At 69.0% G+C, this 18,248-nt stretch carries 21 protein-coding genes and 1 pseudogene; 6 read left to right on the top strand and 16 right to left on the bottom strand.

The features are described 5' to 3' along the window. Positions 1 to 659, top strand: a pseudogene (locus VFF46_RS00630) (hypothetical protein); the annotation flags it as partial. Next, positions 656 to 2,026 carry an AI-2E family transporter gene (locus VFF46_RS00625; protein ID WP_325034971.1) on the top strand — a complete coding sequence of 457 codons (1,371 nt, stop codon included), beginning with the start codon at positions 656 to 658 and terminating at the stop codon, positions 2,024 to 2,026. The pseudogene VFF46_RS00630 and the gene VFF46_RS00625, both read left to right, overlap by 4 nt. On the opposite strand, the gene VFF46_RS00620 is transcribed toward VFF46_RS00625, so the two are convergent. From VFF46_RS00620 to VFF46_RS00610, 3 genes are read right to left on the bottom strand one after another with little or no spacing between them, the layout of a single operon-like run. Then, a complete protein-coding gene (locus VFF46_RS00620; protein ID WP_325034970.1) occupies positions 2,023 to 2,652 on the bottom strand; it encodes a hypothetical protein in 630 nt (209 codons plus the stop codon). The two genes, VFF46_RS00625 and VFF46_RS00620, sit on opposite strands and share 4 nt — an antisense overlap. Then, a complete protein-coding gene (locus VFF46_RS00615) occupies positions 2,639 to 2,857 on the bottom strand; it encodes a type II toxin-antitoxin system HicA family toxin (protein WP_325034969.1) in 219 nt (72 codons plus the stop codon). The genes VFF46_RS00620 and VFF46_RS00615 overlap by 14 nt, the downstream gene beginning before the upstream one ends. A gap of 51 nt (positions 2,858 to 2,908) precedes the next feature. Then, positions 2,909 to 3,670: a phytanoyl-CoA dioxygenase family protein gene (locus VFF46_RS00610; RefSeq protein WP_325034968.1), complete on the bottom strand. Its 762-nt coding sequence runs from the start codon at positions 3,668 to 3,670 to the stop codon at positions 2,909 to 2,911. 86 nt (positions 3,671 to 3,756) lie between these two features. Here VFF46_RS00610 and VFF46_RS00605 point away from each other — a divergent pair, with 86 nt between their 5' ends. Next, positions 3,757 to 4,515 (top strand): AraC family transcriptional regulator, encoded by a 759-nt coding sequence (locus VFF46_RS00605; protein WP_325034967.1) that lies wholly within the window; start codon positions 3,757 to 3,759, stop codon positions 4,513 to 4,515. Here VFF46_RS00605 and VFF46_RS00600 read toward each other — a convergent pair. After that, complete coding sequence (locus VFF46_RS00600; protein ID WP_325034966.1) at positions 4,496 to 5,017, bottom strand: GNAT family N-acetyltransferase; 522 nt, start codon at positions 5,015 to 5,017, stop codon at positions 4,496 to 4,498. The two genes, VFF46_RS00605 and VFF46_RS00600, sit on opposite strands and share 20 nt — an antisense overlap. A gap of 33 nt (positions 5,018 to 5,050) precedes the next feature. Here VFF46_RS00600 and VFF46_RS00595 point away from each other — a divergent pair, with 33 nt between their 5' ends. After that, entirely contained in the window at positions 5,051 to 5,821 is a 771-nt protein-coding gene (locus VFF46_RS00595; protein WP_325034965.1) for a thioesterase family protein, read from the top strand. Here the strand turns inward: VFF46_RS00595 and VFF46_RS00590 are convergent. The 9 genes from VFF46_RS00590 to VFF46_RS00550 all read right to left on the bottom strand — a co-directional run bounded on the left by VFF46_RS00590 (position 5,818) and on the right by VFF46_RS00550 (position 13,976). Beyond that, positions 5,818 to 6,564, bottom strand: a complete 747-nt coding sequence (locus VFF46_RS00590; RefSeq protein WP_325034964.1) for a PIG-L family deacetylase — start codon at positions 6,562 to 6,564, stop codon at positions 5,818 to 5,820. The two genes, VFF46_RS00595 and VFF46_RS00590, sit on opposite strands and share 4 nt — an antisense overlap. 10 nt (positions 6,565 to 6,574) lie before the next feature. Beyond that, a complete protein-coding gene (locus VFF46_RS00585; protein WP_325034963.1) occupies positions 6,575 to 7,444 on the bottom strand; it encodes a carbohydrate ABC transporter permease in 870 nt (289 codons plus the stop codon). Next, a complete protein-coding gene (locus VFF46_RS00580) occupies positions 7,441 to 8,388 on the bottom strand; it encodes a sugar ABC transporter permease (RefSeq protein WP_325034962.1) in 948 nt (315 codons plus the stop codon). The genes VFF46_RS00585 and VFF46_RS00580 overlap by 4 nt, the downstream gene beginning before the upstream one ends. Next, the gene (locus VFF46_RS00575) at positions 8,385 to 9,668 is read right to left on the bottom strand and encodes an extracellular solute-binding protein (protein ID WP_325034961.1); all 1,284 of its coding nucleotides are present in this window, start codon (positions 9,666 to 9,668) and stop codon (positions 8,385 to 8,387) included. Before VFF46_RS00575 ends, VFF46_RS00580 begins: the two co-directional genes overlap by 4 nt. A 2-nt stretch (positions 9,669 to 9,670) precedes the next feature. Continuing rightward, a complete protein-coding gene (locus VFF46_RS00570; RefSeq protein WP_325034960.1) occupies positions 9,671 to 10,636 on the bottom strand; it encodes a GNAT family N-acetyltransferase in 966 nt (321 codons plus the stop codon). Beyond that, a complete protein-coding gene (locus tag VFF46_RS00565) occupies positions 10,633 to 11,736 on the bottom strand; it encodes a DUF1343 domain-containing protein (RefSeq protein ID WP_325034959.1) in 1,104 nt (367 codons plus the stop codon). The genes VFF46_RS00570 and VFF46_RS00565 overlap by 4 nt, the downstream gene beginning before the upstream one ends. Before the next feature lie 108 nt (positions 11,737 to 11,844). Next, a complete protein-coding gene (locus VFF46_RS00560) occupies positions 11,845 to 12,612 on the bottom strand; it encodes an alpha/beta fold hydrolase (protein WP_325034958.1) in 768 nt (255 codons plus the stop codon). Between the two features lie 11 nt (positions 12,613 to 12,623). Further along, positions 12,624 to 12,917 carry a hypothetical protein gene (locus VFF46_RS00555; RefSeq protein WP_325034957.1) on the bottom strand — a complete coding sequence of 98 codons (294 nt, stop codon included), beginning with the start codon at positions 12,915 to 12,917 and terminating at the stop codon, positions 12,624 to 12,626. A gap of 27 nt (positions 12,918 to 12,944) precedes the next feature. Then, positions 12,945 to 13,976, bottom strand: a complete 1,032-nt coding sequence (locus VFF46_RS00550) for an acyl-CoA desaturase (RefSeq protein ID WP_325034956.1) — start codon at positions 13,974 to 13,976, stop codon at positions 12,945 to 12,947. A gap of 189 nt (positions 13,977 to 14,165) precedes the next feature. Here VFF46_RS00550 and VFF46_RS00545 point away from each other — a divergent pair, with 189 nt between their 5' ends. Both VFF46_RS00545 and VFF46_RS00540 read left to right on the top strand, forming a co-directional pair. Then, on the top strand, positions 14,166 to 15,464 hold the full coding sequence (locus VFF46_RS00545; RefSeq protein ID WP_325034955.1) for a sensor histidine kinase: 1,299 nt from the start codon (positions 14,166 to 14,168) through the stop codon (positions 15,462 to 15,464). Then, the gene (locus tag VFF46_RS00540; RefSeq protein ID WP_325034954.1) at positions 15,416 to 16,063 is read left to right on the top strand and encodes a response regulator transcription factor; all 648 of its coding nucleotides are present in this window, start codon (positions 15,416 to 15,418) and stop codon (positions 16,061 to 16,063) included. Before VFF46_RS00545 ends, VFF46_RS00540 begins: the two co-directional genes overlap by 49 nt. On the opposite strand, the gene VFF46_RS00535 is transcribed toward VFF46_RS00540, so the two are convergent. From VFF46_RS00535 to VFF46_RS00525, 3 genes are all read right to left on the bottom strand, one after another. Then, entirely contained in the window at positions 16,045 to 16,803 is a 759-nt protein-coding gene (locus VFF46_RS00535; RefSeq protein WP_325034953.1) for an amino acid ABC transporter ATP-binding protein, read from the bottom strand. The two genes, VFF46_RS00540 and VFF46_RS00535, sit on opposite strands and share 19 nt — an antisense overlap. Continuing rightward, positions 16,800 to 17,651: an amino acid ABC transporter permease gene (locus VFF46_RS00530; RefSeq protein WP_325034952.1), complete on the bottom strand. Its 852-nt coding sequence runs from the start codon at positions 17,649 to 17,651 to the stop codon at positions 16,800 to 16,802. Before VFF46_RS00530 ends, VFF46_RS00535 begins: the two co-directional genes overlap by 4 nt. Further along, positions 17,648 to 18,248 (bottom strand): ABC transporter substrate-binding protein (locus VFF46_RS00525; protein ID WP_325034951.1); only part of this gene is annotated, 601 nt, incomplete at its 5' end. The genes VFF46_RS00525 and VFF46_RS00530, both read right to left, overlap by 4 nt.

Genomic DNA, 18,248 nt, shown 5'->3' with positions numbered 1-18,248 from the left:
GGTCGGGTGCCGGGGACGCACGGGTCGACGAGACCCGCATCGACACCGGTCTCCGCGTCGACGCGAAGGACGCCGGCAACCTCGCCGACAAGACCAGCAAGACCTCCGGCGGCCCAACCACCAGCACCACAGCCGCCTCGGGCGCCACCGGTACGGCCGGCACGGGCAGCGCGAGCGGCTCCGCCGGTCCAGGCACCTCCGCCGGTCTGGGCAGCTCCGCTGGTGCGGGCACCTCCGCAGGCGCGAGCGGCTCCGCCGGTGCAGGCGGCTCCGCCGGTGCAGGCGGCTCCGCGGGCGCAGGCGGCTCCGCTGGTGCGGGCACCTCTGCTGGTGCGGGCACCTCCGCGCGCGCAGGCGGCTCCACGGGCGCGGGCACCTCCGCGGGCGCGGGCAGCTCCACGGGCGCGGGCAGCTCCGCGGGTGCGGGCGGCTCCGCTGGTGCGGGTAGCTCGGGGCGGGCGGGTTCTGCTGGTGCGGGTTCCGGAGACGACGAGCCGAAGGACTCCACGATGGTGGACGAGTTCCGGCTGGGTGATCTTGCGAACGAGGACACCCAGGTGCAGCCGCGGTCGTCTGCCCCGGCGAAGTCCGGGGGTAAGTCGGACACCACGACCGACGCGACCGGCTCGAGCCCGCGATCCCCGAAGGACAAGATGTGACGCCGCCCGGCGACGACACCTCGACAACGACCACTGAAGCGGACCTCGCGGAAGCCACTCGCGCAGCGCGGTCCGCAGCCGCCGAGGCCGAAGCCGCCGCCGGCAGAAGCGAACAAGCAGCAACCGACGCCGACACGTCCGCCGACGAAGCGGACGACGCGGCAGACGACGCGAAGGGCTCGGCCACCGAAGCAGACGACGCCGCCGAGCAGGCGAAGGCGTCCGCGGTGCAAGCAGGCACCGCGGCTGAGCGGGCCGATCAGGATGTCGACATCGCGGACGAGCTGCTGATCGAGGAGCGGCACCCGTCCGAGGGGATGGGGCAGCCGGGTCCGCCGATGCGGCGGGGGAACCCGTTCACGTTCGGGTTCTTCGCGGCGCTCGGCGTACTCGTCGCCTGGGGGCTGTGGAACGCGCTCGGCCAGGCCAGCTCGGTCCTGCTCCTGCTGCTGGTCTCGATCTTCATCGCGGTCGGCCTGAACCCGCTCGTCGAGTGGTTCATGCGCCGCGGCCTGAAGCGCGGCCTGGCGGTCGCCGTGGTGTTCCTGCTGATGATCCTCGCGGTCGCGGGCGTCGGGTTCGCGATCGTCCCGGTCGTCAGCGACCAGATCAGCAACCTGATCAAGAACGCGCCGGAGTGGCTCGATCTGCTGACCAAGTCGCGGACCCTGCACGACCTGGACAACAAGTACCACTTCATCCAGAAGGCCCAGGACTACATCCAGGATCCGGCCCTCGCCCAGCGCGCGTTCGGCGGCATCCTCGGCGTCGGCAAGGTGGTTGCGGGCGCGCTGTTCAACACGTTCACGATCCTGGTGCTGACGCTGTACTTCCTGGCCTCGCTGCCGTCGGTCAAGCGGGCGGCGTACAGCCTGGTCCCCCGCTCCCGCCGCAAGCGGGTCTCGATCCTCGGCGACGAGGTCCTCAGCCGGGTCGGCGGGTACGTCAGCGGGCAGTTCATGGTGGCGTCGTGCGCGGGCGTGATGGCCTTCATCTTCCTGGAGATCGTCGGGATCCGGCAGTACGCCGTGGCGCTGGCGATCGTGGTGATGTTCTGCGACTTCATCCCGATGGTCGGTGGTTTCATCGGCGTCACCGCGATCGCGCTGATCGGCTTCACCGGCGGCCTCTGGACCGGTATCGCCTGCCTGATCTACGGCATCGTCTACCAGCAGATCGAGAACTACATCGTCGCCCCCCGCATCATGCGCCGCGCCGTCGACATCCCCGGCGCCGTCACCGTCATCGCCGCCCTCCTCGGCGGCGCCCTCCTCGGCGTAGTAGGCGCCCTCCTCGCCATCCCCTCCGCCGCCGCCGTCCTCCTCATCATCCGAGAAGTCTGGGTCCGCAAAGCCGACGCCTCCTAGCCGGCCTGCCCGAGGGGCGCGCGACCTCGTCGCTTGCGCGGCGCGGCGGTACGCCGAACCGTTCGGTCGGCGTTCCGCCGCGTGCGCTGCCCCGCGATGGCCTTCTTGGCGCGTGCGCTCTTCGCCGTCCGAACCTCGACGAGTTGCACCGAGCGGCCGTCGCCGAGATCGACCACGAGGTCGTGAGCGAACTCGCGACGCGCCTGCCGCACGGCCTGTGCCGTCGGGGCGCCGTCGTCGCCGACGGCTGACTGCGCCAGTTGCGAGACGCGTTGGTGGGAGACGCCGAGGACGCTGCTCACGTCGCGGACCGGGACGTCGACGTCGGTGAGTGCCGAGGCGACCTGACGGGTGAGCTCGGCGACCAGTGCTTCGAGATCCTTCGCACGACGGCGGAGAGCTTCGACGAGCGTCTTCGCCTCGAGCAGATCCCGGCCGCCGGCCTCGATGCCGACCACCTCGACCGCAACCTTCGAGAGCGGTACGTCGGTCGACACCGCGATGTACTCCCGGGCCATCCGCTCGACCTCGTCCAACCGCCGCGCCTGTGTCACCCCGTCGAGCTCAGGCACCCCCACCATCCACCAACGCCCGTCGCGCCTGACCGTCACCTCATACGTCTTCATTGCCTGTCCCCTCACAGTCGGCAAGTGCCTTGCCGGCCTTTCGCACTACTCCTGGTGAGATCGTCCGATGACCGTCCGGCAGCACGAAGGTATGACTGCCGCAGGCGCACTCGTACAAGCTGTGTGACCCTTCCGTTCTGATCCGCCGCCAACCGGCGTCCTTGAACGCCTTCACCACCTTGCGCGTTGGCTGCTCACTGACCATGCAGTCTAGTCTAGGAAGATAGACACTTTCAAGGCAAATCAGATAGACAGTTCATCCGGTGACGTCGAGGATGAAGTGTTGGGCGGGGGTTAGGCGGTTGTAGGTGTTTACGCGGAGGTAGGTCTGTTGGTCCAGTTGTTGGGGTAGGTGGCGGTGGGTGAAGTAGGAGTGCATGGCTCGGCGGGGGGTGGTGGTGTGGTTCTGGGTGCCGCCGTGCCAGAGGTGGCTGTTGAAGATGACGACCGTGCCGGCGGGGGCGGTGAGCTGGATCTGGTCGGGGTGGGGGGCGGCGGGGTCCGGCATTTCGTCGGTGGGGAGGGTGCCTCGGCGGTGGGAGCCGGGGACTACCCGGGTGGCGCCGTTCTCGGGGGTGAAGTCGTCGAGGAGCCAGATCGAGTTGCAGACCTGGTACGCGCCGGGCTCGACGGGCTGGCCGAAGTCGGCGTGCAGCGCTTGGTGACCTTGGCCGGGAAGCGCGGCGCGGCTGTTCAGCGACGACAGGTGGAACTCACCCAGCACATGGTGCATCGCGGCCAGCACGCGCGGATGACTGAAGCACACCTCGAACATCGGGTCCTTGTTCACCAGGTCCGCCAGCCGGTCAGTGCCTTTCTCCTGATGTACTTCGAGACCCGCCCGATCCCCCTCGGCCGCCGTCAGCTCGGCCAGCCGCTGGTTGAACGCGGCCACCTCCTCCGCCGACAGGATCCCCTCCAGCGGGAGGAACCCGTCGCGGTCCAGCTGTTCCTTCTCGGCCGTCGTCAGTAGGTCGTCGGACACGCCCAGCTCGCGCAGCGCGGTCTCCATGTCCATGTGCAGATTCCCTTCCCAAGATGCACGAATCGATGCAAGCATCAATCCGGCGTACCCGAGAAGCAATGCAGAGGACGACAGGGCTTATGCACAGATCGCCACGACTCCTCGGCGCCGGCGTCCACACCGCCGCCCCGGGCAAGGACTACCCGTTGCACGCACACACGTCCTGGGAGCTCGTGTACTACGTCCGCGGCCGCATCACCTGCCCCGTCGGCGACGAGACGTACGACGCGACCCCCGGCACCGTGCTCCTCACCCCGCCGAACACCTGGCACGCCGAGCAGAGCCGCACCGGGTACGCGAACCGCTTCCTCCAGGTCGATGCCGCGGGCAACCATCCGTGGCCGAAAAGGTGCTACGACGACGCCGACCACACCCTGCGCCGCGTGTTCGACGCCCTGGTCCGCGAATCCGCGCCACCAGCAGATCCTGCCGGGAGCGAGGAGCTCCGCGCGATCCTGCTCTCCGAGCTGGACCTCCGCCTCCGGCGCGCGGCCACTCCGCCGCCGACGCCCGCCGAACAACTGGTCGCTCAAGCGGAGCAGCTGTTCGAGGAACGCTTCGCCGCCGGCCCGCGCGTCGCCGACATCGCCGTCGACCTCGGCATCTCCCCCTCGGGTCTCCGCGCCGCGTTCGCCCGGGTCCGTGGTACCAGTCCGCAGGCGGCGCTCCAGGCCGTACGTCTCCGCCACGCGCTCGCGCACATCCGCAACTCGACGCTCCCGTTGCAGGCGATCGCCGAGCTGACCGGCTACCACTCGGTCAGCCACCTCTCCCGGCAGGTGAAGGCCGCGACCGGTACCTCCCCCGGCGCCCTCCGTACTACGGAACCTCGCCCCTGACGAGCGACCCGATCCACGCGTCCACCCGCTGCCCGCGATGCACGAGCCGCTTCCGCAGCTGCCCCTCCAGGACGAACCCCGCCTTCTCCGCCACCCGCCGGGACGCGAAGTTCCCGACCTCCGCGCGCCACTCGATCAGCTCCAGCCCGCGGACGTCGAACCCCCACCGGCAGAGCGCCCGTACCGCGGCCGGCGCGACCCCGCGACCCCGGGCGGCCGGCGCGGTCCAGTACCCGACTTCCGCCGTACCGTCGCCGCGCAGCCCCAGCCCGACCCGCGCGAGCCGCTCCCCCGTCGCCGCGTCCTCCACCACGAACTCGGCCCGCGCCTCCGACGCGATCGCCAACTCCTCGACGAAGTACCGCGCGTGCTCCATCAGGTACGGCGACGGCACCTGCACGAACTGCCGCAGCGCCGGGTCCTGCGAGACGTCGTACACCCACTCGACGTCCGCGCTCGTGAACGGCCGCAACACCAACCACCCCGCCGGGATCCTGTCCATCCGCCGATGATGCCAGCCGGTACCGTTGCGCGGGTGGCGTATTTCGAACGGGTCGGCGATGCCGCGTACCGGGCGACCAAGGAGGTCGGCGGGGCGTGGGACACCTCGACGCAGCACATCGCGCCCGCGCTCGGGTTGCTGGCGCACGTGGTGGAGCGGGACCGGGACGCGCGCCGTACGGACGGGCTCGTGATCGGGCGGTTGTCGTACGACATCCTCGGCACGATCCCGGTCGAGGTGGTGGACGTGAACGTGCGGGTCGTCCGGCCGGGGCGGACCGTGGAGCTGGTCGAGGCGGCGCTCAGTCACGGCGGGCGGGACGCGGTGCTGCTGCGGGCGTGGCTGATGCGGCCCGGTGACACGACGGCCTTGCGAGGTACGGCGTACCCGCGGATCAAACCGGTGGACGAGCTGCCGGCGTGGGATCCGTCGTCGGTGTGGCCGGGTGGGTTCATCGAGTCGGCCGAGGTACGGCGGGAGCAGGTCGAGCCGGGCCGGGCCGCGTTCTGGGTCCGTACGGCGGTCCGCCTGATCGACGAGGAGGACGTCAGCCCGCTCGCCCGCGCGGCCGGCCTGTTCGACATCGCGAACGGGATGACGGTACGGGCGGATCCGCAACGGGTCGCGTTCCCGAACGTCGACCTGACCGCGCACCTGTTCGCGGAACCCCGCGGCGAGTGGATCGGCTTCGACACCACGGTCACGTTCGGGGCCGGCGGCATCGGCTTGACGAACAGCGTCCTGCACGACGCCGACGGCCCCATCGGCACGCTCGCTCAGATCCTCACCCTCCGCCCGACCTAAGGCCCGGCCAGTTTGCTGACCTCGGGGGTGGGGCTGGTGTGGAAGGCGCAGGCTCGGGGGTAGCCGGCCAGGCAGCCTCGGGTTGTCATCAGCGCGGTGTAGTAGTCGATGTAGCGGAAGCCGTACGTCTCGCCGCGGGCGAAGGCCTGGTGCCGGATCGCGGAGACCCAGCGGTAGAAGGCCTCGTCCGAGATCGGGACGTAGCGGGTCGGCGTGAAGCCTTCCATGTCCTCCCAGTTCTCGGCGTGCATGAAGGTACGGACGCCGTGCCGCGGCAGCTCGGCCACGCGCGCCGCGAGTTCGGCGTACGGCGTGAGCGCCTTGAAGTCCTCGGCCGACTCGATCGGGAGACCGGCCAGGAACCGGGCCCGTTCCGCGACCTGGGCGGTGTGTTCGTGGTCGCTGTGGATCGAGTGCTTCCAGTGCGTGATGATCGTGTCCGGCTGCTTCTCCCGGATGATCCGGGCCAGCTCGAGCGCGACGTCGTCGGTCGCCGGCAGGAACCCGTCGCTGTGGTCGAGGACGACGAAGTCCGCGCCGATCGCCTCCGCGAACGCCGTACCCTCGGCGATCTTCTGCTTCCGGTAGTCCGTCGGCGTCATCCGCGGGTGCCCGCGCTCGCCGGGGGTGAGCGCGACGATGGTCGCCGACGCGCCCTCCAGGACGAGTTTCGCGAGCGTCGGACCCGCGGTCAGGTCCATGTCGCCGATGTGCCCGCCGATCGCCAGTACATTCTCACTCATCGAACGCTCCTCATTTCAGGCCACTGAGTACGACGCCACGCACGTAGTACTTCTGGAACAGCAGGAACACGACCAGCACCGGCAGCGTGCTGATCACCAGCCCGGCCATCACGATCGGCATCGTGCGGTCCGGGTCGAGGAAGCTCTGCAGCAGCTGGATGCCGACCGGCAGGGTCTGCAGGTCGGGGTCGGACGACGAGATCAGCAGCGTCCAGATGTACTCGTTCCAGGTGCCGATGAACGTGATCAGCCCGAGCGTGATCGCGACCGGCTTGGTCTGCGGCAGCACGATCAGCCGCCAGGTCTGCCACTGGTTCGCGCCGTCGATCTTGGCCGCCTCGAGCATCTCGTCCGGCAGCGACACCATGAACTGCCGCATCAGGAAGATCCCGAAACCGCTGACCGTGAACGGCAGGATCAGCGCCACCAGGCTGGTGGTCAGCCCGCCGTCGCCGCCGCGGCCGAGGATGTCGTTGCCACCGGCAAGCGGCCAGTTCAGCATGATCAGGAACGTCGGGATCAGCAGCAGGAACGGCGGCAGCATCATCGTCGCGAGGATGAACCGGAAGATCACCGCCCGCCCGCGGAAACGCAGCTTGGCCAGCGCGTACCCCGCCATCGACGACGTGATCAGCACCGACACCGTCACCGAGACGGTCACGATCACGCTGTTCTTGAACAGATGCAGCAGCTGCAACTGCGAGAACGCCTCGCGGTAGTTGTCCAGGTTGAAGTGCTGGGGCAGCAGCTTGTACGGGATCATGCCGTACTCCCCCGCGCCCTTGAACGAGCTCATCACCATGTCCAGGAACGGCATCACCATCGCGACCGCTCCGAGGATCACCACCAGGTAGGCGAACCAGGGGAACTTGCGTTTCACGAGGTCTCCTCCCCGCGCCGCCGGGCGATCCACAGCTGCAGCAGCGTGATCGCCAGGATGATCACGAACAGCACCATCGCCATCGCGCTCGCGGTTCCCCAGGCGCCGTACTTGAAAGCCCGCTGGTACATCTCGAACGCGGCCACGTTGGTCGCGTTCACCGGACCGCCGTCACCGGTCATCACGATGATCAGCGCGAACGACTGCAGCCCGCCGATGAACTGCGTGATCAGCACGAACAGCAACGCCGGCCGGAGCAGCGGCAGCGTGATCGACCAGAACATGTGCCACGAGTTGGCGCCGTCCACCTCGGCCGCCTCGTAGTACATCTCGGGGATCGCCTTCAGACCGGCGGTCAGGATCAGTACGGCGCCGCCGATCGAGGCCCAGGCCTGTACGACGGTCACCGACGGCAGCGCGTACGACGCGTCGGACAGGAAGCCGATGCTGTTCACGCCGAGCTTGTTCAGGACGCCGTTGATCAGCCCGGCCGGCTGGTACATCATCTTCCACACGTTGCCGATGGCCACCACCGTCGCGACCACCGGCAGGAAGTACAGCACCCGCCAGAAGCCCTGGAACGAGAGCCGATCGATGCAATAGGCAACGAGTACCGATCCGAAGGTGGCCAGGAACACCGAGCCGAACGCGAACAGCAGCGTGTTCACCAGGATCGGCTTCACGAACGTCCCGTCGAAGTTCAGCACGTCGCCGAAGTTCTTGAACCCGGCCCACTTCAGCGTGCCGAGATCGAAGCCGCCCCAGTCCGAGAACGCGAGGATGATCGCGAAGATGAACGGCAGGATCAGGAACACGCAGAAGAACAGCAGCGCCGGCGACAGGAAGAGGTACGCCGCGCGCCCCTCCCGGTGCAGCCTGCCGGGCCGCGAGGCCGGCGCCGCCATCGTGTCATCGGCGCCGACCCTGCTGACCGCGGTCGTCATTGCGGCTTGACGGCCTTCGCCGCCTGCGCCAGCGCGTCGTCGGGGTTCTTGCCGTCGGCAAGCACTCCCATGATCGCGTTGTGCAGCGCCGTCTTCGCCTCGTACGCGCCGGGCTGGTTCGGCTCGGCCATCGCGTACGTCGCCGCGTCGTAGATCGGCGCCAGGTTCGGGTCGGACAGCGACTTCTTGTACTCCTCCTGGTCGGCCGTCCGCGGCGGGATCAGGCCCTGGTCGGCCAGCCACTTACCGGTCTCCGTGACCTTGCCGTCGGGCGTCTTGTGCTCGTTCATCCAGGTGAGGAACTTCCACGCGTCGTCGGCGTGCTTGCTGCGCTGGTTCACGCCCATGAAGAACCCGTACGCCAGCGAGCCCTTGCTGCCCGGCGTCGGGCCCGGGATCGCGGCGACGCCGACATCGGAGTACTTGTCCTTCATCTGGCTCTTCAGGCTGCCGATCCACCAGCCGGCCTGGATCGCCATCGCCACACCGCCGCTGCGGAACTGCTTGGTTGGCATGATCGACGGGTTGGTCGCCTTCGCGGCCGCCAGGTCCGCCTCGAACTTCAGCGCCGCCTTGCCCGCGGCGTCGTCGAACTGCGCCGTACCGTCCGGCGCCAGGAACTTCCCACCGGCGGAGTCGAGCAGCGACAGGAACGGGTGCACCGACTTGTTGTCGCCGTCCTGGATCAGACTCAGGCCCTCGACCTGGATGTTGCCGTTGGCATCACGCTTCACGGTCTTCTTCGCGGCGTCCGCGAGCTCGGCCCAGGTCGACGGCGGCTTGGTGATCCCGGCCGCGGCCAGGATCTTCTTGTTGTAGAACAGCACGTACGTGTTCAGCTCGGTCGGATACCCGAGCAGCGTGCCGCCGGTGGTCACCGCGCCGAGCGCCGCCGGGCTGTACTCCGCCTTGATCTTGGTCGCGATGTCGTCCGGCACCTTGGCCACGACGTTCGCCTTCATCAGCTGGCCGCCCCACAGGCCGTACGCGCTGACGATGTCCGCGCCGCGGCCGCCGGTCTGCCGGACCGTCATCGTGGTCAGCAGGTCGTCGAACTTGACCACCTGCGACTTCACCTGGATCTTCGGGTTTTCCTTGTTCCACTCCTGGATCATCTTGTCCAGGCCTTCCTTGGACGGCCCGTCGCTGTAGTGGCTCAGCAGCGTCAGCTCGACCTTGCCGCCACCTCCACCGGAGCCGCTGCCCCCGCCGCACGCGGCGGCGCCGGTGGCCAGCAGGCCCAGCGCGACGGCCAGCCGCAAACCCTTGGCAATCCTCATGATCATTCCTTCTCGCCGGCCGGGTGCAACGGCGCCCGGAGGATGGTGAACGTGCGGGTGATCTCGAATCCCGTCTTCAGGTACAGCTGACCGGCGGCGGACTTCTCACCGGTCCACAGGAACCAGGCGCTGTGCGCGCCGGCGGCGACCATCCGCTCGAGCGTCAGGTGCAGCAGCACCTTGCCGAGCCCGGTGCCGCGGGACGCCGGCAGCACGCCGAACGGCCCGAAGCGGTCGATGACGCCTTCGTACGTTCCGTGCATCGCCCAGCCGAGGATCGCCCCGCCGGGCTCCCGCGCCACCACGATCCGGTCCAATGGCAGTCCGGACACGACGCCCTCGCGGATCGCGCGCGCCCAGTCCGGGTTGAACTCCGCGCCGGCGATCGCGATCAGCGCGGTCAGCTCGTCGTCGGACGGAGTACCGAAGCTGTAGCCCTCCGCGGTCAGCGCGTCGATCCGCTTGCGGACCTCGTCCGGTACGGCGTACCCGACCAGGCCGCGGTCCATCGCGACCGCGTCGTACCCGCGTTCGAAACCCAACTCGTGGAGGAGGCGAGCCGCTGCCGGGTAGCGGGCGGCGTCGAGGCCGGGAAGGAAGTAGTTGGGCGTGTACGACGAGAAGAACACCTCGGTCCGCCCGTGCGACCGCAGCCAGTCGGTTGCCGCGGTCAACAACTCCCGTCCGAGACCCTGGCCGCGATGGTCGGGATGCACGAAGAAGAACGGGATCCAGCCGGAGTTCGGTTCCAGGTCGTCGGCGTCGGCCGCGATCAGCCGGCGGACGGCGTACGCGGCGCCGACGATCTGATCATTGATCACGGCAACCTGGAGGCCGGCCGCGTCGAAGTTCCGGTCGAGCAGGAACAGGTCGCGGAGCCGCTGGTAGGAGATCGGGTCGGCCGGTGCCGCGGCGGTCCACGCGGCCGCGATCGCCGGACCGTCGCCGACCTGGAAGGAACGGATCATCGGGCATCCCCTTCGTAGAGCAGTGCGCCAGGGCGTGTCCACCCGGCAGGTGTGGTTGCCGCAGGCAAGAGATCGAGCGGGTCGTCGCCCGCCTCCAGCGCCTTCCGCAGCGAGTCCGAACCCCACAGCTTGTCCAGCGACGGCAGCAGCGCGAAGTCGTCGGAGTACAGCTCGTTCAGCACCCGCAGCATCTCCAGGGCGGTCCGTACCGGCTCGAACGCCTCTCGATCCACGAGGTGCAGCTGTACGCCGGACACCGCCTGGCCGGCGTACTTGCTGAACACCGGCTCGAACCACGTCCGCCGGAACACGACGCCCGGTAGCCCGAGGTCGCGCAGCACCGGCACGAACCGGTCGTCGACGTACGGCGCACCGATCGTCTCGAACGGCCTCGTCGTACCGCGGCCCTCGCTGAGGTTGGTGCCCTCGAACAGGCCGGTGCCGGGGTACACCAGCGCGGTGTCCGGGGTCGGCATGTTCGGCGACGGCGGGACCCAGGGCTCGACACCGCGGCTGTCGCGTGTCCAGCCCTCGAGTTCGATCACGGTCGCCGTACCGAACTGAAGTGCCAGCTCGCCCGCGGTCAGCCCGTGCCGGAGCGGGATCGGCGCCCGCCCGACGAAGCTCTCGAACCCGGGCTGCAGCATCGGCCCCTCGACCCGGACGCCGCCGAGCGGGTTCGGCCGGTCCAGGACGACGAAGGGCTTCCCGAGCCGCGCGACCGCCTGCTGGCAGTCGTACATCGTCCACACGTAGGTGTAGAACCGGGTCCCGATGTCCTGGATGTCGAACAGCAGCACGTCGACGCCGTCGAACAGGTCGTCGAGCGCCTCGCCGTGCCGTTCGTACGTGTCGAACACCGGCAGCCCGGTGTCCGGGTCGACGCCTTCCCCCTCACTGGCGCCCGCCTGCGCCGTACCCCGGAGTCCGTGCTCGGGACCGAACAACGCCGTCAGCGGCAACCCGGCCGCACGCAACGCGACCGAGGTCGGCGTCAGGTCCGGCAGTACACCGGTGAAGTTCGTGATCAGTCCAAGGCGCCCGTCAGGCACCAACCCCGGGTCCTCGGCCAGCCGCTGTGCGCCGGTCCGGACCACCATCGCCACCACCAACCCAGATCATGGATCCTGCAGGAACTGGGTTGAAAACTTACCGACGATTCCAGCCGAAGGTCAATGGATTACGGACAACCGTTTACCAGCCGGCCTTCACCCGAGGAACGGGGTCAGGGCGGCCAGGAAGTCGTCGAGGCGTTCGGCGTGGACCCAGTGGCCGGCTTCGGGGACTTCGGTGTAGGTCGCTCGGGGGAAGTAGCTGGCGATGGTGGCGCGGTGGTTCTGCTGGACGTAGTCGGACTTGCCGCCGTAGATGAACAGGGTGGGGCCGTCGTACACCAGGCCCGCGGCAACTGACGGCCAGCCGGAGATGTCCGGTAGGGCGGCCTCGATCACCGGGAGGTTGGGGCGCCAGCGGGCGCCGTCGGCGTCGAGGATCAGGTTCTGGAGGAGGAAGGCGCGGGTGCCGGGCGTCGGTACGGCGGCGGTCAGTTGGGCGTCGACCTCGGCGCGGCGGGTCACCGACGAGAGGTCGGCGTTCCGCATCGCGCGGGCGTACTCGACGAAGGCGGGCGGATAAGCCACCGGCGCCGCGTCCACCACGACCAGGCGCTCCACCACCGACGGGTGCCGCAGCGCGGTCAGCATCGCGGTCTTGCCGCCCATCGAGTGCCCGACCAGCGCGACCGGGCCGACGCCGAGCGACTCGATCGTCTCCCGGACGTCGTCGGCCATCTCCGGGTAGCTCATCGTCGGGACGTGCGGCGAGCTGCCGTGGTTGCGCAGGTCGAACGCGAACACCCGGTGCCGGTCCGCGAGCCGGCGGGACGCGGTCATCCAGTTCCGCCCGGAGCCGAACAGCCCGTGCAGCACCACGACCGGCGTACCCGTTTCGCCGTACGACGTGACCGGAAGCTTCATCCACGCACCTTTCAGCGGCTCCGTTGCCAGCACGCCGTGTGCCAGTGGCGCCGTTCGTCGAGGGACTGCGCACCGCCCAGCGCGCCGAGCAGGCTGGGGTTGTCCGGCCACACCACGACGTGCGGGGTGGCCGGCGGGATCAGCTGGTCGCAGCCGGGACAGCGGTACGACTTCGCCGACGCGGAGCCGGAGACTCGCCGGACGTTCCACTCGCCGTCCGCCTTGGCCTCCCGGGACTGGGTACCACCGAGCAGCGGCCGGTCACCGACCGGCCGCTGCCACTTCGAAGGCTTTCTGCGCGACACACCCCAAGGCTAGTCGTATGACCTGAGTCACTTCGGACTGTCGGCCCGGAGCTCCTCGCCCACGGCGTGCATGTGGCGCAGCCCCATTCGGTACGAATCGATCAGACCCGTGGAAACGTAGGGCATTCCGATGCTTTCGCAGTACTCCCGGACGATCGGCTGGGCGAACCGGAGGTTGGCCCGCGGCATGCTCGGGAACAGGTGGTGCTCGATCTGGTAGTTGAGCCCGCCCATCATCCAGTCGACGACCAGACCGCCGTTCACGTTCCGCGAGGTCAGCACCTGCTTCTCCAGGTGACCCCAGTTGCAGTCGGCGTCGGGCATCTCCATGCCCTTGTGGTTCGGCGCGAACACGCTGCCGAGGTGCAGCCCGAAGACCATGTGGTGGACCAGCGCGAACACCAGCGCCTGGGCCGGCGACATGATCAGGAACAGCGCGCTGAAGTACAGCACGACGTGCAGGGCCATCAGGCCGAGCTCGACCTGCTCGGTACGGCGGCGCGCGAGCAGGAAGCGGATGCTGGAGACCTTGAGGTTGAAGCCCTCGAGGGTGAGCAGCGGGAAGAAGACCTTCGCCTGGTTACGGGTCAGCCAGCCTTCGAGACCCTTGCGGCCCTCGGCCTGCTGGAGGGTCCAGACGAACACGCCCTCGCCGACGTCCGGGTCCTTGTCGGTGTGGTTCGGGTTCGCGTGGTGGCGGTTGTGCTTGTCGTTCCACCAGCCGTAGCTCATGCCGAGCACCAGGTTGCCGTGCAGCATGCCGATCCAGTCGTGCAGCTTGCGCGAGCTGCCGATCTGCTGGTGCCCCGCGTCGTGCCCGAAGAACGCCGCCCGGGTGGTCAGCACACCGAGCGGTACGGCGAGCAGGACCACCCACCAGGACGCGCCGATCACGGCGATACCGGCCCAGGTCAGGGCCATCAGCACGACGTTGATCCCGATCGCCATGGCGTAGGCCGCCGTACGGCGCTCCAGGAGCCCGGCGGACTTGATCTCGCGGAGCAGCGGGGAGAAATCGGAGCGGCGGGCAGCAACAGGTGACAGGGTTGGCTGAGCCATCAGGTCCTCGTCTCGGGTGCGGTGGAGGCCTAGGCGTACAGCCGCGGCCAGGGTACGGCATCAACCCTCTGCGCCCTAACCGCTGAAAACATGAGAGCTACTACCCAAATAGCTGGGGGTGACAGCCCTCCGGCCAGTGGGGAGTTAACCCCACCGCGCCTGAGCACGCGCTGAGTCATGATGGAGGACATGAGCGCCGTCGCCACCACCGAAGCACCGCCGATGCGGTACCCGAAGTTCGCCCAGCCGTGGATCGCGCTGTTCCTGGCGATCCTGGCCGAGCTGGGGATCGCCCTGTTCGTGCTCAGCGTGGTGTCCGTGCCGCTGATCGCGGTCTGGGTGGGTATCCCGCTACTGCTCGTGGTCGTCCCGACCGCGCGCTGGTTCGCGAACTGTCACCGCACTCTCCTGGCCGGCTTCCTCGGCGAGCGGATCCCGCGGCCGTACAAACAGCCGCCGATGCCCGGCATGCTGATGCGGCTGCGGACCATCCTCACCGACCCGCAGACCTGGCGGGACATCGCGTGGCTGCTGGTGAACGCCGTGATCGGCTTCACGCTCTGCCTGCTCAGCGCGGTGCTGTTCCTGGCCACGCTCTTCTACCTGGTCTACCCGCTGCTCGTCGGGGTCACGCCCGAGGGCGTGTTCACCGAGCCGTTCGGCGGGCTGTTCACGGTGAACTTCTGGACCAGCTTCCTGATGATGCCGGTCGCGCTGATCGCGTTCCTGATCTGGCAGGCGGCCGGTGAGCGGCTGCTGAAGGCGAACGCCTTCCTGGCCCGCTCGCTGCTCGGCCCGACCGAGAGCGCCAAGCTGGCGATGCGGGTCCGGGAGCTGTCCGAGTCCCGCGCCGAGACCGTCGACACCCAGGCGGCCGAGCTGCGCCGGATCGAGCGCGACCTGCACGACGGCGCCCAGGCCCGGCTGGCCGCGCTCAGCATGAACCTCGGGATGGCCGAGGAGATGGTGGCCCGCGACCCGGCCCAGGCGGCCGCGCTGCTGACCGAGGCCCGGGAGTCCGCGAGTACGGCGCTGTCCGAGCTCCGCGACCTGGTCCGCGGCATCCACCCGCCGGTGCTCGCCGACCGCGGCCTCGAAGGTGCGGTGAAGGCGCTCGCCCTGACGTGCCCGTTCAAGGTCGACGTCACGTTCGACGTCCCCGGCCGCCCGGCCGCTCCGGTCGAGTCCGCGGCGTACTTCGCGGTCGCCGAATGCCTGGCGAACGCGGTCAAGTACTCGGCCGCCACCAACGCCTGGATCCAGATCACCCACGAGGACGAGCGGCTGCACATGATCGTCGGCGACGACGGTGTGGGAGGCGCCACGGTCCGGCCCGGCGGCGGTCTGTACGGTATCGAGCGGCGGCTGGCCGCCTTCGACGGTACGTTGACCGTGGTGAGCCCGAGCGCCGGGCCGACCACCGTGATCATGGAGCTGCCTTGCGAGTCCTCATCGCTGAAGACCACGCCCTCCTCCGGGACGGCCTGATCCGCCTGCTGGAGGCGCACGACTTCGAGGTCGTGGAAGCGGTCGACAACGGACCCCGGCTGGTGCCCGCGCTCGTCGAGCACCGGCCGGACGTCGCGGTCGTCGACGTCCGGCTGCCACCGACGTTCACCGACGAGGGCCTGAAGGCCGCGATCGACGCCCGTACCCAGGTCCCCGGCCTGCCGATCCTGGTGCTCTCGCAGTACGTCGAGCAGCTGTACGCCCGTGAACTCCTCACCGGCGGCGGAGGCGGCGTCGGGTACCTGCTCAAGGACCGGGTGTCGAACGTCGCCGAGTTCCTGGACGCGGTCCGCCGGGTCGCGGGCGGCGGGACCGCGATGGACCCGGACGTGATCGGTCAGCTGCTGGCCCGCAGTACCAAGGACTCCCCGGTCAACCGGCTCACGCCCCGCGAGTCCGAGGTGCTCGGCCTGATGGCCGAAGGCCGGTCGAACGCCGCCATCGCGAGCGCGCTGTTCGTCACCGAGAAGGCGGTCAGCAAGCACACCAACAACATCTTCGCCAAGCTCGACCTGCCGCCGTCCGAGGACGACAACCGCCGGGTGATGGCGGTCCTCACCTATCTGTCGTCCCGCTGATCCTGCTTCGTCCCGCTGATCCGGCTGAGGAACTCGCGGGTCCGGGTCTCCCGCGGGCTGCCGAGGACCTGCCCCGGCGGTCCGACCTCGAGCGGGCGGCCCTGGTGCAGGAAGCAGACCTGGTCGGCGACGTCGCGGGCGAAGGCCATCTCGTGGGTGGAGACGACCATCGTCATGCCCTCGGACTTGAGCTCGCGGAGCAGGTCGAGGACCTCGCCGACCAGCTCCGGGTCGAGCGCGGACGTGACCTCGTCGAGCAGCATCAGCTGCGGTGAGTTGACCATCGCGCGGGCGATCGCGGCGCGTTGCTGTTGGCCTCCGGACAGCTCGTCCGGCTTGGCCGACGCCTTGTCCGCCAGGCCGACCCGGTCCAGCATCTGCAAGGCCCGGGCGCGGGCGGTGGCTCGCGGTTGGCGGTGCACGCGGATCGGTGCCAGCGTGATGTTGTCCAGCACGGTCAGGTGCGGGAACAGGTTGTACGACTGGAACACGATCCCGATCCCGGACCGTACCTTGTCCGCGTCCACCCGCGGGTCCGTGATGTCCTCGCCGGCCAGCTCGATCACGCCGTCGTCCACGGTCTCCAGCAGGTTCACGCAGCGCAGCAGCGTCGACTTCCCGGAGCCGGACGCCCCGATCAGTACGACGCACTCCCCCGCCGCGACGTCCAGGTCGAACCCGTCCAGTACGACGTTGTCGCCGTACGCCTTCCGGACGCCCTTGAGTGTCAGCAGGCTCATACCGGTCCGCCTCCCCCGCCGTACCAGCCCTGTCTGCGGGCCACGTAGTCGGTCAGCCGCGTCAACGGGATCGTCAGCGCGACGAACAGCAGCCCGGCCACGACGTACGGCGTGAAGTTGAAGTCCTCGGCCGTCTCCAGCTGGGCGGCCCGGATCGCGTCGATCACCCCGAGGACCGCGATCAGGCCGGAGTCCTTCTGCAGGCTGACGAAGTCGTTCAGCAACGGCGGCAGGACCCGGCGTACTGCTTGCGGGAGGACGACGAAGCGCAGCGTCTGGCGGTACGTCAGCCCGAGCGACCGCGCCGCCGCGCGCTGGGACGGATGCACGGACTCGATCCCGGCGCGGAACACCTCGGCGACGTACGACGAGTAGGTCAGCACGAGCGCGGCACCGCCCCAGATCACCGCCTGGTTCGGCAGGCCCTGCAACTGCAGCGCCGGTACGCCGAAGCCGAGCAGGAAGATCACCAGCAGCAACGGCAGGCCGCGGAACACGTCCGTGTACGCCGCCGCGAACACCCGGAGCGGGAAGAAGATCGGGCCGCGGAGCGTGCGCATGATCGCCAGCGTCATCCCGAGGATCACGATCAGTACGGCGCAGACCAGCATCACGCGGACGTTCAGCCAGAGGCCCTGGGCAACGATCGGCAACGCCTGCCAGCCGCGGTGCACGTCGAAGAACGTCGCCCGGACCCGCGGCCAGCCCGGCGTGGAACCGATGCCCACGACAACCAACGCGAGCAGGACCACCGAGCTGACCACGGCGATCAGCGTCGATCGCCGCGCCCGGTTCCGCCGGTACGCGATCCGCTGTTGCTGGAGTTCGGAGGGTTGCCAGGTATTCACGAGAGTTCGGGAGCGCCGGACTCGGTGAGGTACTGCTTCTGCAGGTTGGCCAGCGTGCCGTCCGCCTTGAGCGCGTCGACCGCCTGGGTGACGCAGCCGGTCAGCTTCGAGCCCTTGGCGAGTACGAACCCGAACTGCTCGGCCTTGCCGCCCGCGGGCAGCTGGCCGACGATCTTGCCGTGATCGAGCTGCGCGGACGTCATGTAGAACGCGGTCGGCAGGTCCACCACGATGCCGTCGATCTGCTTGTTCTTCAGCGCCTGCACGGCCAGGTCGTTGGTGTCGAACACGGCCGGGGTCTGCTTGGGCTTCACGATGTCGCGGAGGTCGGTGTAACTCGTCGTACCGACCTGAGCACCGAGTTTCGCGTCCGCGAGGTCGGCCAGCGACTTCGCGTTCGCGATCTTGCTGCCCGCGGTGGTGATCACGGTCTGCCGGACGTCGTAGTACCCGGAGGAGAAGTCGACGGCCTTGCGGCGCTCCTCCGAGATCGACACCTGGTTCACGTCCAGGTCGAACGCCTTCGGGCCGGGCGCGAACGCGGTGTTGAACTGCACCGTCTGCCACTTCACCTCGGCCTGGGCGAACCCGAGTTTC

Origin of the sequence: Kribbella sp. (assembly GCF_035655035.1) — a bacterium.
GTDB lineage: Bacteria > Actinomycetota > Actinomycetes > Propionibacteriales > Kribbellaceae > Kribbella.
This window is presented reverse-complemented; position numbering and strand designations above follow the sequence as displayed.

What these genes read in the sequence shown, in the direction of transcription:
- VFF46_RS00575 (WP_325034961.1), bottom strand. Translation starts at nt 9,668, where the DNA reads ATGAGGATTGCCAAGGGTTTGCGGCTGGCCGTCGCGCTGGGCCTGCTG.
- VFF46_RS00610 (WP_325034968.1), bottom strand. Translation starts at nt 3,670, where the DNA reads ATGGACATGGAGACCGCGCTGCGCGAGCTGGGCGTGTCCGACGACCTA.
- VFF46_RS00545 (WP_325034955.1), top strand. Translation starts at nt 14,166, where the DNA reads ATGAGCGCCGTCGCCACCACCGAAGCACCGCCGATGCGGTACCCGAAG.
- VFF46_RS00620 (WP_325034970.1), bottom strand. Translation starts at nt 2,652, where the DNA reads ATGAAGACGTATGAGGTGACGGTCAGGCGCGACGGGCGTTGGTGGATG.
- VFF46_RS00605 (WP_325034967.1), top strand. Translation starts at nt 3,757, where the DNA reads ATGCACAGATCGCCACGACTCCTCGGCGCCGGCGTCCACACCGCCGCC.
- VFF46_RS00590 (WP_325034964.1), bottom strand. Translation starts at nt 6,564, where the DNA reads ATGAGTGAGAATGTACTGGCGATCGGCGGGCACATCGGCGACATGGAC.
- VFF46_RS00565 (WP_325034959.1), bottom strand. Translation starts at nt 11,736, where the DNA reads ATGGTGGTCCGGACCGGCGCACAGCGGCTGGCCGAGGACCCGGGGTTG.
- VFF46_RS00550 (WP_325034956.1), bottom strand. Translation starts at nt 13,976, where the DNA reads ATGGCTCAGCCAACCCTGTCACCTGTTGCTGCCCGCCGCTCCGATTTC.
- VFF46_RS00600 (WP_325034966.1), bottom strand. Translation starts at nt 5,017, where the DNA reads ATGGACAGGATCCCGGCGGGGTGGTTGGTGTTGCGGCCGTTCACGAGC.
- VFF46_RS00615 (WP_325034969.1), bottom strand. Translation starts at nt 2,857, where the DNA reads ATGGTCAGTGAGCAGCCAACGCGCAAGGTGGTGAAGGCGTTCAAGGAC.
- VFF46_RS00560 (WP_325034958.1), bottom strand. Translation starts at nt 12,612, where the DNA reads ATGAAGCTTCCGGTCACGTCGTACGGCGAAACGGGTACGCCGGTCGTG.
- VFF46_RS00535 (WP_325034953.1), bottom strand. Translation starts at nt 16,803, where the DNA reads ATGAGCCTGCTGACACTCAAGGGCGTCCGGAAGGCGTACGGCGACAAC.
- VFF46_RS00570 (WP_325034960.1), bottom strand. Translation starts at nt 10,636, where the DNA reads ATGATCCGTTCCTTCCAGGTCGGCGACGGTCCGGCGATCGCGGCCGCG.
- VFF46_RS00580 (WP_325034962.1), bottom strand. Translation starts at nt 8,388, where the DNA reads ATGACGACCGCGGTCAGCAGGGTCGGCGCCGATGACACGATGGCGGCG.